General features: G+C 65.8%; 12 protein-coding genes and 2 pseudogenes. 9 read left to right on the top strand and 5 right to left on the bottom strand.

The window, feature by feature from the left end; genetic code table 11:
• Positions 1-191: 191 nt before the first annotated feature.
• Positions 192-1,133 (top strand): DNA polymerase III subunit delta, encoded by a 942-nt coding sequence (holA, locus tag ACZYZ9_RS03675; protein WP_463824942.1) that lies wholly within the window; start codon positions 192-194, stop codon positions 1,131-1,133.
• Between the two features lie 22 nt (positions 1,134-1,155).
• Here the strand turns inward: holA and rpsT are convergent, their stop codons facing one another.
• Positions 1,156-1,419: a 30S ribosomal protein S20 gene (gene rpsT / locus ACZYZ9_RS03670; protein WP_463824821.1), complete on the bottom strand. Its 264-nt coding sequence runs from the start codon at positions 1,417-1,419 to the stop codon at positions 1,156-1,158.
• 139 nt (positions 1,420-1,558) lie between these two features.
• On the opposite strand from rpsT, the gene ACZYZ9_RS03665 reads away from it, so the two are divergent.
• The 3 genes from ACZYZ9_RS03665 to ACZYZ9_RS03655 are packed head-to-tail and all read left to right on the top strand — an operon-like array spanning position 1,559 to position 5,054.
• Entirely contained in the window at positions 1,559-3,238 is a 1,680-nt protein-coding gene (locus ACZYZ9_RS03665) for a circularly permuted type 2 ATP-grasp protein (RefSeq protein WP_463824820.1), read from the top strand.
• Complete coding sequence (locus tag ACZYZ9_RS03660; protein ID WP_463824819.1) at positions 3,238-4,215, top strand: alpha-E domain-containing protein; 978 nt, start codon at positions 3,238-3,240, stop codon at positions 4,213-4,215. The genes ACZYZ9_RS03665 and ACZYZ9_RS03660 overlap by 1 nt, the downstream gene beginning before the upstream one ends.
• On the top strand, positions 4,215-5,054 hold the full coding sequence (locus tag ACZYZ9_RS03655) for a transglutaminase family protein (RefSeq protein ID WP_463824818.1): 840 nt from the start codon (positions 4,215-4,217) through the stop codon (positions 5,052-5,054). Before ACZYZ9_RS03660 ends, ACZYZ9_RS03655 begins: the two co-directional genes overlap by 1 nt.
• 13 nt (positions 5,055-5,067) lie before the next feature.
• Here the strand turns inward: ACZYZ9_RS03655 and ACZYZ9_RS03650 are convergent, their stop codons facing one another.
• Both ACZYZ9_RS03650 and ACZYZ9_RS03645 read right to left on the bottom strand, forming a co-directional pair.
• Positions 5,068-5,406: a PE family protein gene (locus ACZYZ9_RS03650; protein ID WP_463824817.1), complete on the bottom strand. Its 339-nt coding sequence runs from the start codon at positions 5,404-5,406 to the stop codon at positions 5,068-5,070.
• A 79-nt stretch (positions 5,407-5,485) separates the two neighbouring features.
• Positions 5,486-6,325: a ribonuclease Z gene (locus ACZYZ9_RS03645; protein ID WP_463824816.1), complete on the bottom strand. Its 840-nt coding sequence runs from the start codon at positions 6,323-6,325 to the stop codon at positions 5,486-5,488.
• Between the two features lie 167 nt (positions 6,326-6,492).
• Here ACZYZ9_RS03645 and ACZYZ9_RS03640 point away from each other — a divergent pair, with 167 nt between their 5' ends.
• Entirely contained in the window at positions 6,493-6,921 is a 429-nt protein-coding gene (locus ACZYZ9_RS03640) for a CBS domain-containing protein (protein WP_463824815.1), read from the top strand.
• A 110-nt stretch (positions 6,922-7,031) separates the two neighbouring features.
• Here ACZYZ9_RS03640 and ACZYZ9_RS03635 read toward each other — a convergent pair whose 3' ends face one another.
• Entirely contained in the window at positions 7,032-7,643 is a 612-nt protein-coding gene (locus ACZYZ9_RS03635) for a type II toxin-antitoxin system PemK/MazF family toxin (protein WP_463824814.1), read from the bottom strand.
• On the opposite strand from ACZYZ9_RS03635, the pseudogene lepA reads away from it, so the two are divergent.
• Together lepA and ACZYZ9_RS03625 are read left to right on the top strand one after the other, a co-directional pair.
• Positions 7,637-9,585: pseudogene (gene lepA / locus ACZYZ9_RS03630) on the top strand (translation elongation factor 4). The gene ACZYZ9_RS03635 and the pseudogene lepA sit on opposite strands and share 7 nt — an antisense overlap.
• Before the next feature lie 41 nt (positions 9,586-9,626).
• On the top strand, positions 9,627-10,361 hold the full coding sequence (locus ACZYZ9_RS03625; RefSeq protein ID WP_463824813.1) for a sensor domain-containing protein: 735 nt from the start codon (positions 9,627-9,629) through the stop codon (positions 10,359-10,361).
• A 10-nt stretch (positions 10,362-10,371) separates the two neighbouring features.
• On the opposite strand, the pseudogene ACZYZ9_RS03620 reads toward ACZYZ9_RS03625, so the two are convergent.
• A pseudogene (locus tag ACZYZ9_RS03620) lies at positions 10,372-12,276 on the bottom strand (glycoside hydrolase family 15 protein); the annotation flags it as partial.
• A 238-nt stretch (positions 12,277-12,514) separates the two neighbouring features.
• Between ACZYZ9_RS03620 and ACZYZ9_RS03615 the strand changes: the two are divergent.
• Together ACZYZ9_RS03615 and ACZYZ9_RS03610 are read left to right on the top strand one after the other, a co-directional pair.
• A complete protein-coding gene (locus tag ACZYZ9_RS03615; protein ID WP_463824812.1) occupies positions 12,515-12,718 on the top strand; it encodes a hypothetical protein in 204 nt (67 codons plus the stop codon).
• A gap of 352 nt (positions 12,719-13,070) precedes the next feature.
• Entirely contained in the window at positions 13,071-14,108 is a 1,038-nt protein-coding gene (locus tag ACZYZ9_RS03610; protein ID WP_463824811.1) for a sulfate ABC transporter substrate-binding protein, read from the top strand.
• Positions 14,109-14,142: the final 34 nt, after the last annotated feature.

Here is a 14,142-nt window from a genome sequence, read left to right as displayed (position 1 = left end):
TAGCCGGGTGCGGCGGGTCGCCACCATGTTCGCGTGGCGATCGCAAGCGCGGCGTAGCCGGGTGCGGCGGGTCGCCACCATGTTCGCGTGGCGATCGCAAGCGCGGCGTAGCCGGGTGCGGCGGGTCGCCACCGAATTCCGTGGCTGTCGCTGCTTCGTGACACCATCGTGGCGTGACCGAGGATTCGTCGCTGCACCTGGTGCTGGGGGAAGAGGAACTTCTCATCGAGCGGGCGGTCGCGCAGATCGTGCAGGCGGCGCGACGCCGCACCCCCGGGGCTGACGTGCCCGTGGACCGGATGCGGGCGGGTGACGTCAGCACCTACGAGCTCACCGAGTTGTTGAGCCCCTCACTGTTCGCCGAGGAACGGATCGTCGTGCTCGAGGCCGCGGCCGAGGCGGGCAAGGAGGCGGCCGCGCTGGTCGCGTCGGCTGCCGCGGACCTCCCGGCCGGCACTGTGCTGGTGGTGGTGCATTCCGGTGGTGGCCGGGCCAAGGCGCTGGCCGGTGAGCTTCGGTCGCTGGGCGCTCAGGTCCATCCCTGCGCCAGGATCACGAAGGCCGGTGAACGGACCGATTTCGTCCGCAAAGAATTCCGCTCGCTGAAGGCCAAGGTCGACGACGAGACGGTGACGGCCCTGCTGGATGCCGTCGGATCCGACCTGCGCGAACTTGCGTCGGCCTGCTCGCAGCTGGTCGCCGACACCAACGGCAACGTGGACGCCGCGGCGGTGCGCCGCTACCACAGCGGCAAAGCCGAGGTGAAGGGGTTCGACATCGCCGATAAGGCGGTGGCCGGTGATGTGGCGGGCGCCGCGGAGGCGCTGCGCTGGGCGATGATGCGCGGTGAACCGCTGGTGGTGCTGGCCGACGCGCTCGCCGAAGCCGTGCACACCATCGGCCTGGTCTCGGCGCAGTCCGGCGATCATTATCGGCTGGCCGGGCAACTGAAGATGCCGCCGTGGCGGGTGCAGAAAGCCCAGAAGCAGGCACGGCGGTGGTCACGCGACCGATTGGCCGTTGCGATGCAGGTGGTGGCGACCCTCAACGCCAATGTGAAAGGGGCCGTCGCGGTCGCCGATTACGCCTTGGAGTCCGCGGTGCGGCAGGTGGCGGAGTTGGCCTCGAGCTGAATACCGCCCGCCGAGGCGGTGGTCAGCCGAGTTTGTGCAACGAGCGGGCCAGCGCCGACTTCTTGTTGGCGGCCTGGTTCTTGTGGATGACGCCCTTGCTCACGGCCTTGTCCAGCTTGCGGCTTGTCGAGACCAGCAGCTCGGCGGCCTTTTCCTTCTCGCCGGCGTGGGCCGCGTCGCGGAAGGCGCGAATGGCCGTACGGAGCGAAGACTTCACCGACTTGTTGCGCAGCCGGGCGCGCTCATTAGTCCGGTTGCGCTTCTGCTGCGACTTGATGTTGGCCACGCGTCAGTTCCTTATTTCGTTTCGACTTGGCTTTGCCCGGGGTAAGCAACCCGATAGCGACTGCCCAGGTTATCAGTCGGTTACGTTTTCGCCCAAAAGACGAACTCCGGGTCAGCCGGAGTGGGGGGATTGAGGCAGAGTGACACAGGTGAGTCTTGCCAATCAGGTCCAGCCGTCCAGGCGGCGGTCACCGGTCCGCTCCGAGCGCATTTTCGAGGGTTACAACACCTCAGACGCCGCTTACTCGTTGGCGTTCGACGAGATGTTCGACGCGCACGGCAACGTCCGCGGTCCCTACAAGGGCATCTACAACGAACTGGCGCCCACCGATGCCTCGGAGCTCAAAGCCCGCGCCGATGCGCTGGGCCGGGCCTTCATCGATCAGGGCATCACGTTCTCGCTGTCCGGCCAGGAGCGCCCTTTTCCGCTGGATTTGGTGCCTCGGGTCATCTCGGCCGCCGAGTGGACCCGGCTGGAACGCGGCATCACCCAGCGCGTCAAGGCTCTCGAGTTGTATCTCGACGACATCTACGGCGATCAGGAAATCCTGCGCGACGGCGTCATCCCGCGTCGGCTGATCACCTCCTGCGAGCATTTTCACCGCGAGGCCGTCGGCATCGTTCCGCCCAACGGGGTGCGTATCCACGTGGCGGGCATCGACCTGATCCGCGATGAGAAGGGCGACTTCCGGGTCCTCGAGGACAACCTGCGCTCACCCTCGGGTGTGTCGTATGTCATGGAAAACCGGCGCACCATGGCACGGGTCTTTCCCAATTTGTTCGCCACGCACCGGGTGCGCACCGTCGACGACTACGCCTCACACCTGCTGCGGGCCTTGCGCAAGTCGGCGGCCACCAACGAGGCCGATCCCACCGTGGTGGTGCTGACCCCCGGCGTCTACAACTCGGCCTATTTCGAACACTCGCTGCTGGCCCGCCAGATGGGTGTCGAGCTGGTCGAAGGTCGTGACCTGTTCTGTCGCGACAACCAGGTCTACATGCGCACCACTGCCGGCGAACGGCAGGTCGACGTCATCTACCGGCGCATCGACGACACCTTCCTGGACCCGCTGCAGTTCCGCGCCGACTCGGTGCTCGGGGTGGCGGGACTGGTCAACGCGGCACGTGCCGGAAACGTCGTCATCTCCAGCTCCATCGGCAACGGTGTGGGCGACGACAAACTCGTCTACACCTATGTGCCCACCATCATCGAGTACTACCTCGGGGAGAAACCGCTGCTGGCCAACGTCGACACCTATCGTTGCTGGCTGGACGACGAACGCGAAGAGGTGCTGGACCGGATCCGGGAGCTAGTGGTCAAACCGGTCGAGGGTTCCGGCGGGTACGGCATCGTCTTCGGGCCGGAGGCGTCGGAGAAGGAGTTGACCGCCCTGGCCAAGAAGATCCGCGACGATCCTCGCTCCTGGATCGCTCAGCCGGTGATGGAACTGTCCACCGTGCCGACCCGGATCGGTGACTCGCTGGCACCGCGCTACGTCGACCTGCGGCCATTCGCCGTCAACGACGGGGACGACGTGTGGGTGCTGCCCGGCGGGCTGACCCGCACGGCGCTGGTCGAAGGATCCCGGGTGGTGAACTCCAGCCAGGGCGGCGGCTCCAAGGACACCTGGGTGCTGGCGCCACGCACGTCGGTGGCCGCCCGCGAGCTGGGCCGCGCGCAGGTGGTGCGCTCGCTGCCGCGGGCCGTGCCCGAGCAGAACTCCGAGGTCGCGCGCCCCGCAAGGACGAAATCCCAACCGATCCAGCAGCCGATGGACGAACAGCAACAGCAACAGCAGCAACAGAAAGCGATCGACTGATGCTTGCCCGCAACGCCGAAGCCCTGTACTGGATCGGGCGCTATGTGGAACGCGCCGATGACACCGCGCGAATCCTGGACGTGGCCGTACACCACCTGCTCGAAGAATCCAGCGTCGATCCGGACCGGTCTTCCCGGCTATTGCTCAAGGTGCTGGGAATCGAACCTCCCCAACACCGGCTCGACGTCTGGTCGTTGACCGATTTGGTGGCGTTCAGTCCCAATACCGAAGGCGGCTGTTCAATCGTCGACGCCATCTCGGCGGCTCGTGAAAACGCCAGGTCGGCAAGGGAAGTCACGTCCAGCGAGACATGGGAGTGCATCAACACCACCTACCATGCCCTGCCGGAACGGGAGCGGGCGGCCAAACGCCTTGGGCCACACGAGTTTCTGTCGTTCATCGAGGGCCGGGCGGCCATGTTCGCCGGTCTGGCCGACTCCACCCTGTCCCGCGATGACGGGTACCGCTTCATGGTGGTCGGCCGTGCGATCGAGCGGGTCGACATGACGGTGCGACTGCTGCTCTCGCGGGTGGGGGACAGTGCCTCGTCGCCGGCCTGGGTCACACTGCTGCGCTCAGCCGGTGCGCACGACACGTACCTGCGCACCTACCGGGGGGCGCTGGACGCGGGCCGGGTCGTCGAATTCATGTTGCTGGACCGGCTTTTCCCGCGTTCGGTCTTCTACTCACTGAAGCTCGCCGAACACAACCTCGAAGAGTTGCTGCACAATCCGCAGAGCCGCGTGGGCGCCACCTCCGAGGCGCAGCGACTGCTCGGTCAGGCGCGCAGTGAATTGGAATTCCTGCAGCCCGGCGTGCTGCTGGAGACCCTGGAAAACCGGCTGGGCGGCCTGCAGAAGACATGCCACGACGTGGGAGAAGCGTTGGCGCTGCAGTACTTTCACGCCGCGCCATGGGTGGCGTGGACGGATGCCCGACAGCGCGGTGAGCTCGTGCAGAGTCAAGGAGAATCCTGATGTGGCGGATGCGGGTGGTGCACACCACCGGGTATGCGTACCAGTCGCCGGTGACTGCGTCGTACAACGAGGCGCGGCTGACACCGCGGTCCAACACGCGGCAGAACGTCGTCCTGAACCGGGTCGAGACCATCCCGGCGACCCGCTCCTACCGCTACATCGACTACTGGGGCACCGCCGTCACGGCTTTCGACCTGCACGCCCCGCACACCGAGCTCACGGTGACGTCGTCGTCGGTGGTGGAAACCGAACGCCCCGAGGTGCCAACGGACAAGACAAGCTGGAAGGAACTGCAGTCGTTGGCGGTGATCGACCGGTTCGACGAGGTACTGCGCCCCACCGACTACACCCCGTTCAGCAAGCGGGTCGCCGCGGTGGGCAAGCGGATCATGAAGAACCACGAGCCGGCCGACGCCGTGGTCGGAGCAGCCCGCTGGGCGCGCAGCGAACTGGACTATCTACCCGGCACCACCGGGGTGCGATCCTCCGGCCTGGATGCGCTGGAGCAGGGCAAGGGCGTCTGTCAGGATTTCGCTCATCTGACGTTGATTGTGTTGCGCAGCATGGGAATTCCCGGCCGGTACGTATCCGGTTACCTGCACCCCAAGCGGGATGCCGCCGTCGGCAAGGCGATCGAGGGTCGCAGCCACGCCTGGATCCAGGCCTGGACGGGTGGCTGGTGCAACTGGGACCCCACCAACGACACCGAAATCACCGAGCAGTACATCAGTGTGGGAGTGGGCCGTGACTACGCCGACGTGTCGCCGCTGAAGGGTATCTACTCCGGCCTGGGCGCGACGGACCTCGACGTGGAAGTCGAGATCACCAGACTCGCTTAGCCGACCGAGTCGATCAGCGGCCGCCCAGCAGATGTCTGGCGGGGGCGTTGATGCCCTGCAGCGGCTGGGCTACGGCCGCCTCGGTGCCGGCGTACGACTCGCCCGCGGCGGCCAGTCCCTGCATGATCTGGTCGTGACACGCCGCCATCTGGGCGCTGATCTGCTGGTATCCCTGCGCGTGCGTGCCCCAGAACGACGCGACGGCCGCGGAGACCTGATCAGCGGCGGCCGCGGGAACACCGGTGGTAGGCGACGCCGCGCTGACGTTGGCCGCATCGAGCGTCGAACCGATCTCGGCCAGGCTGCTGGTCGCAGCGGCTATCGCCTCCGGCTCCGCGGCAAACCATGACATCGCGCACCTAATTTCAACAACGGCAGGAGCGGATCGTACCTCGCGGCGAGCCCCTGGACACCCATTTCGGGTCTTGTGCTCATCGTGCGTGTACCTCGACCCGGTGCAGGTCGTCACCCAGCTCGATCCGTCCGGTGAACTCGCCGGCCGCCAGGTCCCGCCACTGCCCCTCTTGGCCCGGCACCAGACCCGGCACGTAGTGCGTCAGAATCAAGGTCGCGACCCCGGCGCGCGCCGCCGTCGCGGCCGCCTCCGGCACTGAGGAATGGTAGTCGCAGACATCCCTGATCCGCTGCTGCGGGACCTGGGAGAGGATGTCTTTGCGGACCACCGTGTGCACCAATGCGTCTGCGCCACTGGCTAATTCGTCCAAGGTGCCGCACGGGACGGTGTCGCCCGCCAGAACCACCGCGGCGCCGTCGTATTCGACTCGGAATGCGATCGTCGGCGCCACCGGACGGTGGTCGGTGGGTGCCACGTCGATGGTCACGCCGTCGCGGTCCCATACCCGGCCCGCGGTGTGCTCGTGGACCTCTATCGGCGGTGGCGCGTTCAGATCCGCGTGATGTGCAATCCGGTAGCCGATGTCGTGACCGAAGGCTTGCAGGGTGGCGTCCACCACCGGCGCTGTGCCCGGCGGACCGATGATCTGCAGCGGCGCCGGATCGGGTGCGAAGTTGCTGACCCAGCCGGTGATCAGCACGTCGCCGAGGTCGGCGATGTGGTCACTGTGCAGGTGGGTGAGTAGCAGCGCCGTCAAACCCGCGGCACCGACCCGGACCGCCGCTGCGCGCTGCAACACCCCGCGCCCGCAATCGATCAGGAATACCTGGCCGCCGGCCCGGACCAGGGTGGCGGGTCCGGCGCGGTTCGGGTCGGGAATGGGGCTGCCGGTGCCGAGCAGGGTGACCTCGATCATGGCTCCATCCTTGCAAGCCGGTGCGCTGAGCAGTAGTCCCGCGATCGCCGCAGTCAAGATGCAGTGACGGTTTCGCTGCAGCGGATCACAGCTTCGGACAGCGGCTTTTCCGCTACGCCAGGAAGTCGTAGCCTGTGTGAATCGGATCACAACCCACGGGAGGTTAGATGCGGATCTCGGATGTCTTGCGGAACAAGGGGGCGGCGGTGACCACGATCAACCCCGACGCGACGGTCCGGGAACTGCTGGCCGGTCTGGCAGAGCAGAACATCGGCGCCATGGTGGTGGTCGGCGACCAGGGTGTGGTCGGCATCGTCTCCGAGCGCGACGTGGTACGTCAACTGCACACGCACGGCGCCAGCGTGCTGTCACGGCCCGTGTCCAAGATCATGACCAGCGCCGTCGCCACCTGCACGAAGTCGGACACGGTCGACGAGATCAGCGTGCTGATGACCGAGAACCGGGTACGCCACGTGCCGGTGCTCGACGGTCGGAAGCTGATCGGCATCGTCAGCATCGGCGACGTGGTCAAGACGCGGATGGGCGAACTCGAGGCCGAGCAGCAACAGTTGCAGTCCTACATCACCCAGGGTTGAGCGAGCTCACCTCCGGCCCGGGGGCGCTGGCGTTGACGCTGCGCTGAGGGTGGTGCCTTCCCGCACGTCCCTGCCGCTGACGCAGAGTCAGCGCAGCAAGGGCGCAAACCTCAGCGCCAGGAGTATTCACTGCGCAGCCGCGCCGCCACCACATCGAAGATCTCGCGGTCCAGGATGGCCCCCTCGCGGCGAATGCCCTCCTCGGGCACGTCGAGCACCCGGTCTAGCCGCACCCAGCTCTGCCGGCCCTCGTAATCCCACGCGCCGGACCCGATGGCGACCCAGTCCCGATCGTCGGCGTGCTGTTCCTGGCTGGACAGCATCAGACCGAGCAGCACGCTGCGATCCCGACCCACGACCAGCACGGGCCGATCCTTCCCGCGGGTGGGGTCGTCTTCGTAGACCACCCACGTCCACACGATTTCGCCGGGATCGGCGCGACCGTCGAGGTTGGGCGCATAACTCACCCTGCGGGCCCGGTGCGCGGTGGGAAAGCTCGTGTTCGTCACGGGTCGACCCGCGGTGATCTCCGCCGGCGGGCCCGGCAGACCCATCGCCATCACGTTCGCGGTGATCTTTACGGCCTGCTGGATGGTCCGCAGCGTCTCCTGCGTGTTCTGCAGGCGCTGCACCACCCTCGGAGCCTCGTTGACGAGATTCTCCGCAAATCGTTGGAACGTCCTCCACTGTGACTTGCCGGACGACTTCTTACCCGGTGCCATGCTCGCAGCATAGACGCGTGATTGTGTCCCGGCTGTTCTGCACGGATACGCTGGGCATACCCATAATCCGCCCGACCAGGAGATTCCCATCAGCAGTTTCGCCGACAAGACGTTCACCGCGCCGGCGCAGATCAGGAATTTCTGCATCATCGCTCACATCGACCACGGCAAATCGACGCTGGCCGACCGGATGCTGCAGCTCACCGGAGTGGTCGACGAGCGCTCCATGCGCGCTCAGTACCTGGACCGGATGGACATCGAACGGGAACGCGGCATCACCATCAAGGCGCAGAATGTCCGGTTGCCCTGGGCGTTGAAGGATGGGCCCGACGCAGGCGACTACGTCCTGCACCTGATCGACACCCCCGGCCACGTCGACTTCACCTACGAGGTGTCCCGCGCGCTGGAGGCCTGTGAAGGAGCGGTGCTGCTGGTCGACGCCGCCCAGGGCATCGAGGCCCAGACCCTGGCCAACCTCTATCTGGCGCTGGACCGCGATCTGCACATCATCCCGGTGCTCAATAAGATCGACCTGCCCGCCGCTGACCCGGACCGCTACGCCGGTGAGATCGCCCACATCATCGGTTGTGAACCCGGCGACGTGCTGCGGGTGTCGGGCAAGACCGGCGAGGGCGTCGCCGATCTGCTCGATCATGTGGTGCGAGAGGTGCCGCCGCCGCAGGGTGACGCCGAGGCCCCCACCCGCGCAATGATTTTCGACTCCGTTTACGACATCTACCGGGGCGTGGTCACCTATGTCCGGGTGGTCGACGGCAAGATCACTCCGCGCGAACGCATCTCGATGATGTCCACCGGCGCCACCCACGAACTGCTCGAGGTCGGCATTGTCTCGCCGGAGCCGAAGCCCAGCGTCGGCCTGGGCGTTGGTGAGGTGGGTTACCTGATCACCGGGGTGAAGGACGTCCGGCAGTCCAAGGTCGGGGACACCGTCACGACGGCCCGCAACGGGGCCAAGGACGCGCTGACGGGCTACCGGGAGCCCAGGCCGATGGTCTACTCGGGTCTGTATCCGGTCGACGGCAGCGACTACCCGAATCTGCGCGACGCCCTGGACAAGCTGCAGCTCAACGACGCCGCCCTGACCTACGAACCGGAGACCTCGGTGGCGCTGGGCTTCGGATTCCGGTGTGGCTTCCTGGGACTGTTGCACATGGAAATCACCCGGGAGCGGCTCGAGCGCGAGTTCGACCTGGACCTGATCTCCACCTCGCCCAACGTGGTGTATCGGGTGGAAAAGGAAGACAACACCGAGATCGTGGTCACCAACCCGTCGGACTGGCCTGAAGGCAAGGTCCGCACCGTCTACGAACCCGTCGTCAAGACCACCATCATCACGCCCAGCGAATTCATCGGCACCATCATGGAGTTGTGCCAGTCGCGGCGCGGCGAACTGGGTGGCATGGATTATCTGTCGCCCGAGCGGGTCGAACTGCGGTACACAATGCCGTTGGGCGAGATCATCTTTGACTTCTTCGACTCGTTGAAGTCACGCACCCGCGGTTACGCCAGCCTCGACTACGAAGAGGCGGGCGAACAGGAAGCCCAGTTGGTCAAGGTCGACATTCTGTTGCAGGGCGAAGCCGTCGACGCGTTCTCGGCGATCGTCCACAAGGACGGCGCAGCGGCCTACGGCACCAAGATGACCACCAAACTCAAGGAACTGATCCCGCGTCAGCAGTTCGAAGTTCCGGTTCAGGCCGCGATCGGCTCCAAAATTATTGCGCGTGAGAACATCCGGGCCATCCGGAAGGACGTGTTGTCCAAATGCTACGGCGGTGACATCACCCGCAAGCGCAAGCTGCTGGAGAAGCAGAAGGAGGGCAAGAAGCGGATGAAGACCATCGGACGCGTCGACGTGCCCCAGGAAGCCTTTGTCGCAGCGCTTTCCACCGACAGCGCGGGAGACAAGGGCAAGAAGTAGCGACGGCAGAGAGGCCCGGACACATGAAATACCGCTGGCTAGTGGGTCTTTCGTCGCTTGTCCTGGGACTGGCGGGATGTACGAATGTGGTGCCCGGCACCATGCACGCCGCACCGGGACTCAAACCGCGCCCACTGCTGAACGAAACCGTCAAAGAGGTGCTGCTCGACGATGCCGCGCTGGCTGCCATGCTGGGTCAGCCGTTCAAGGTCGACTCGGATTTCCCGCCCCGCTACGGCGGCCGCGACAAGTTGCCGCGCTCGTACGGACCCGCCTCGCCACCCTCCTGCGTCGGCGTCGTGACCCAGATGGAGAAAGGCTCCTACGAATCCGCCCCGGTTCAGGACATTGCACGCCAGGTGTGGTGGCACGCAACTGATTCCGTCAAGGTCATCAGCGTGACCGAAGGCGTGGTGACGTTTCCCGCCGTCACCGACGCGAGCGCGCTCTTCGACCAGTTCACCACCCAGTGGAAGAAGTGCGCGGGGACCTCGGTGCAGCTGTCCGGTTCCACACTCAGCTTCGTCGACACGATCAGCAACGTCCGGGTGGCCGATTCTGTGCTGGCAGCTGACATCTCCGAGCAGGCCAGTCTGTCGGACGCCACCCCGATGCCGATGGCGCGCGCCATCGGGGTGCGGGCCAACTGCCTGGTCGAGGTGGAGATCGCTTTCTTCAGCACCGACAACTCATCGGATCAGGGCACGGCGACCCTGAGCAGCAGCGCGATTCAGATCGCCCGCGCCGTGATGGACAAGATCAGCGCCCTGGTCTGATCCCGCGCCGTCAAACGGGGGCGTTGGCGGGCTGGAAGGCGCCCGAGCCGTCGGCTTCCTCCTCGGCCCTGATCACATGCACCACCGCGTTGATCAGCGCCAGGTGGGTGAACGCCTGCGGGAAGTTGCCCAGGTGCCGGCCGGTGCGCGGCTCGATCTCCTCGGCGTAGAGGTGCAGCGGGCTGGCATAGGCCAGCAACCGCTCGCACAACCGTTTGGCGCGGGCCACCTCACCGATCTCCACCAGCGCCGACACCAGCCAGAACGAGCAGATGGTGAACGTGCCCTCCTCACCGGACAGCCCGTCGTCGGTCTCGTGCACCCGGTAGCGCAGCACCAGGCCTTCCTCGGTGAGTTCATCGGCGATGGCCAGCACGGTGGCGCGCACCCGCGGGTCGTCGGGCGGCAGGAACCGGGTCAACACCACCAGCAGCAACGACGCGTCCAGCGCGTCGTCTCCGTAGCGCTGGGTGAACACGCCCCGGGAATCGACTCCGTGGTGCAGGATGTCGGCCCTGATCTCCTCGGCGATCTCCCGCCACTGGTGGGCATAGGTCTTCTCGCCCTGGCGTTCGGCCAGCTTCGCACCCCGGTCCAGCGCCACCCAGCACATCACCTTCGAGGAGGTGAAGTGCTGCGGTTCGCCGCGCACCTCCCAGATGCCGCGGTCGGGCTCCCGCCAATGCTTGATCGCCTCCTCGACCTGCCGCTTGAGTACCGGCCACAACGTCTCCGGCACCTGCTCGCGCGACTTCGCGTGCAGGTAGAAGGAGTCCAGCACCGAGCCCCAGATATCGTGCTGGACCTGGTCGTAGGCACCGTTGCCGATGCGCACCGGACGGGCGTGGTCATAGCCGGAGAGATGGTTCAGTTCTTCTTCGACCAGGCTGCGCTCGCCGCCGACGCCGTACATGACCTGCAGCGGATGACGTTCGTCGCTGTTGGCGCCGGACACGTCGGCGATGAACGCGAAGAAATCGTCGGCCTCGCGGTCCAATCCGATGGTGTAGAGCCCCCACAGCGCAAACGTCGAGTCCCGGATCCAGGAGTAGCGGTAGTCCCAGTTGCGTTCGCCCTGCGGCGTTTCCGGCAGTGACGTGGTGCTGGCCGCCAGCAACGCACCCGTCGGCGAATACGTCAACCCTTTCAGGGTGAGCGCACTGCGCTGCAGGTAGGCCCGCCACGGATGGTCGGGGAAATTGCCGATGTTGATCCATTGCCGCCAGCATTCGGTGGTTTGCCACATCTTGTGGGCAGCTTCTTCATAGGTCTGCGGCGCGGGATGCTTGGTCCAGCTCAGCGCGACGAACACGTCGTCGCCTTCTTTCATCCGGGTGCGGGCGCGGGCTTCGCGGCCTTCCAGGCCGATGTTCAGGTTCGTGGTCAGGCGCAGCGTCGGATGCGCATCGGGCTGCTTGGTCGCACGAGCGATCGCTTCGTTATACGCCTTCGCCGAATACTCCCAGGTGGCGCCGAGGCGGTGGTAGTCGAAGGCCGGTTCGCAGCTCATCATCAGCTCGACGGTGCCGCTGACGCAGCGCACGGTGCGCAGCAGGATGTGCTCGGCGTCCCAGTCCATCGGGGTCCGGCGGTGCGTCCGGGAACGGCGTTCGATGTCGTGCCAGGGGCCCATCACCAGGGCGTCGCGCACGATCAGCCATCCGGTGTGGGTCTGCCAGGTGGTCTCCATGATCAGACTGCCGGGTAGGTAGCGTCGCGCCGAAGGCACCGAGACACCGTAGGGACCGAGCCGGAAATGGCCGGCGCTGCGGTCCAGGATCGCCCCGAACACGCTTGGCGAGTCCGGCCGCGGCACACACAGCCATTCCACCGAACCGGCGGGGGAGATCAGGCACGTCGTCTCCCAGTCGGACAGGAAGGCGTAATCCGCGATCGGCGGGAACGGGTTGCGGGACGGCGAACTGGACACATACGGGGCGGTGGGTTCGAGTTCGGTGGCCACTGCGTCGAGCGTGGCGAGTTCGGTGGACGGTTCGTCGAGTGGTCCCGGGTGGTCGTCAGCTGAATCTGCGGGATCGGCGTGCAGGACCATCCCGACATCATCGACTGTTCACCGGTCAGTCGTCCACCTTCGCGACCGAGGTGTTACCCGGCCGGTGGGTGCGTTGGTTTCGCGGGCCACGACGCCTAGGGTGGGCCCGGTGACCGGGTTCCTGAATTGGTGGGACGGCGTGGAGCTGTGGCTTTCCGGGCTGCCCTTCGTACTTCAGGCGCTGGGGGTGATGCCGATCGTGCTCTCGCTGGCCTACTTCACCGCTGCGTTGCTGGATGCGGTGCTGGGCAGGGGAATCCAACTGCAGCACCGGCTGCGCCACACCGACGAGACGCGCGGATAGTTTCGATGCCGCGTTCGCACGTCACGCTGGTTCTAATCGCTCTGGTGCTGCTGGTGATCGTCGCATGGCTGGTCACCCGGTAATTCGGCTGCCGAATTGCCGCCGGCGCGAACTCTGTTAGGCTCGCCACATGCACGCAGCAGCCGGCTTTCTGCGACGCGACCTGGTCGCGTCCGGTTGCGTTATCTCTGCCGTGGCCCACGCCGCGGCGGGCGTGCGCTGTTGTCGCTGACTCCCAACCCCGTGCGCGGCCTGGTATGGAGTTCGTGAATCTATCCGATTCTGACTGATCGCCTATCCGCAGTCCCGGGACCGCAAACCGAAGTCCCCACCGGAAGGTCACCAACGGTAGATGTTCAACAGCATGATGAGCGCCCCGCGCCGCCAACGTCTGGTTGCGGTGGTGCTACTGGTCGGACTTGTCGCGGCCTGCCGCGGCGGTCCCAGCGATGTCGTCGGCGGCGGCGGACTCGGCAACGCGAAATCCAGCATCACCCTGGTCGCCTATTCCGTCGCCGAACCTGGTTGGAGCAAGGTGATTCCGGCCTTCAACGCTTCTGAAGAGGGCCGCGGCGTGCAGGTGATCAGTTCCTTCGGGGCCTCCGGTGACCAGTCGCGCGGGGTGGGTGAAGGAAAGCCGGCCGATGTCGTCAATTTCTCGGTGGAGCCCGACATCACCCGGCTGATCAAGAGCGGCAAGGTTTCCAAGGACTGGAATACCGATGCCACCAAAGGCATTCCGTTCGGCTCGTTGGTAACTTTCGTGGTGCGCAAAGGAAACCCGAAGAACATCAGAGATTGGGACGATCTGTTGCGTCCGGGTGTCGAAGTCATCACCCCGAGTCCGCTCAGTTCCGGATCGGCCAAGTGGAATCTGTTGGCGCCGTACGCCGTCAAGAGCGAAGGCGGCCGCAACAACCAGGGGGGCATCGATTACATCAACCGACTGGTGCGGGAGCACGTGAAGTTGCGTCCGGGATCGGGGCGAGAAGCCACCGACGTTTTCGTCCAGGGCAGCGGTGACGTTCTGATCAGCTACGAGAACGAGGCCATCGCCGCCGCCCGGGCGGGCAAGCCGGTCGAATACGTCACGCCGCCGCAGACCTTCAAGATCGAGAATCCGATCGCGGTGATCACCGCCAGCACGCATCTGCCGGCGGCCACCGCGTTCAAGAACTTCCAGTACACCGCGACGGCGCAACAACTATGGGCGCAGGCCGGGTTCCGACCGGTCGATCCGTCCGTCGCCGCGGCGTTCCGCAACGAGTTCCCCCTGCCGGCCAAGCTGTGGACCATCGCCGATCTGGGCGGCTGGGGCACGGTAGATCCCAAGCTGTTCGACAAGAGCGCCGGACTCATCACCAAGATCTACACACAGGTCACCGGATGACCGTGACTGTTACTCCTGACCCCGAGGCGCTCCG

Source organism: Mycobacterium sp. IDUB_28, assembly GCF_055419285.1.
The sequence above is the reverse complement of the archived record's forward strand: the minus strand, read 5'-3'. Positions and strand labels throughout refer to the sequence as shown.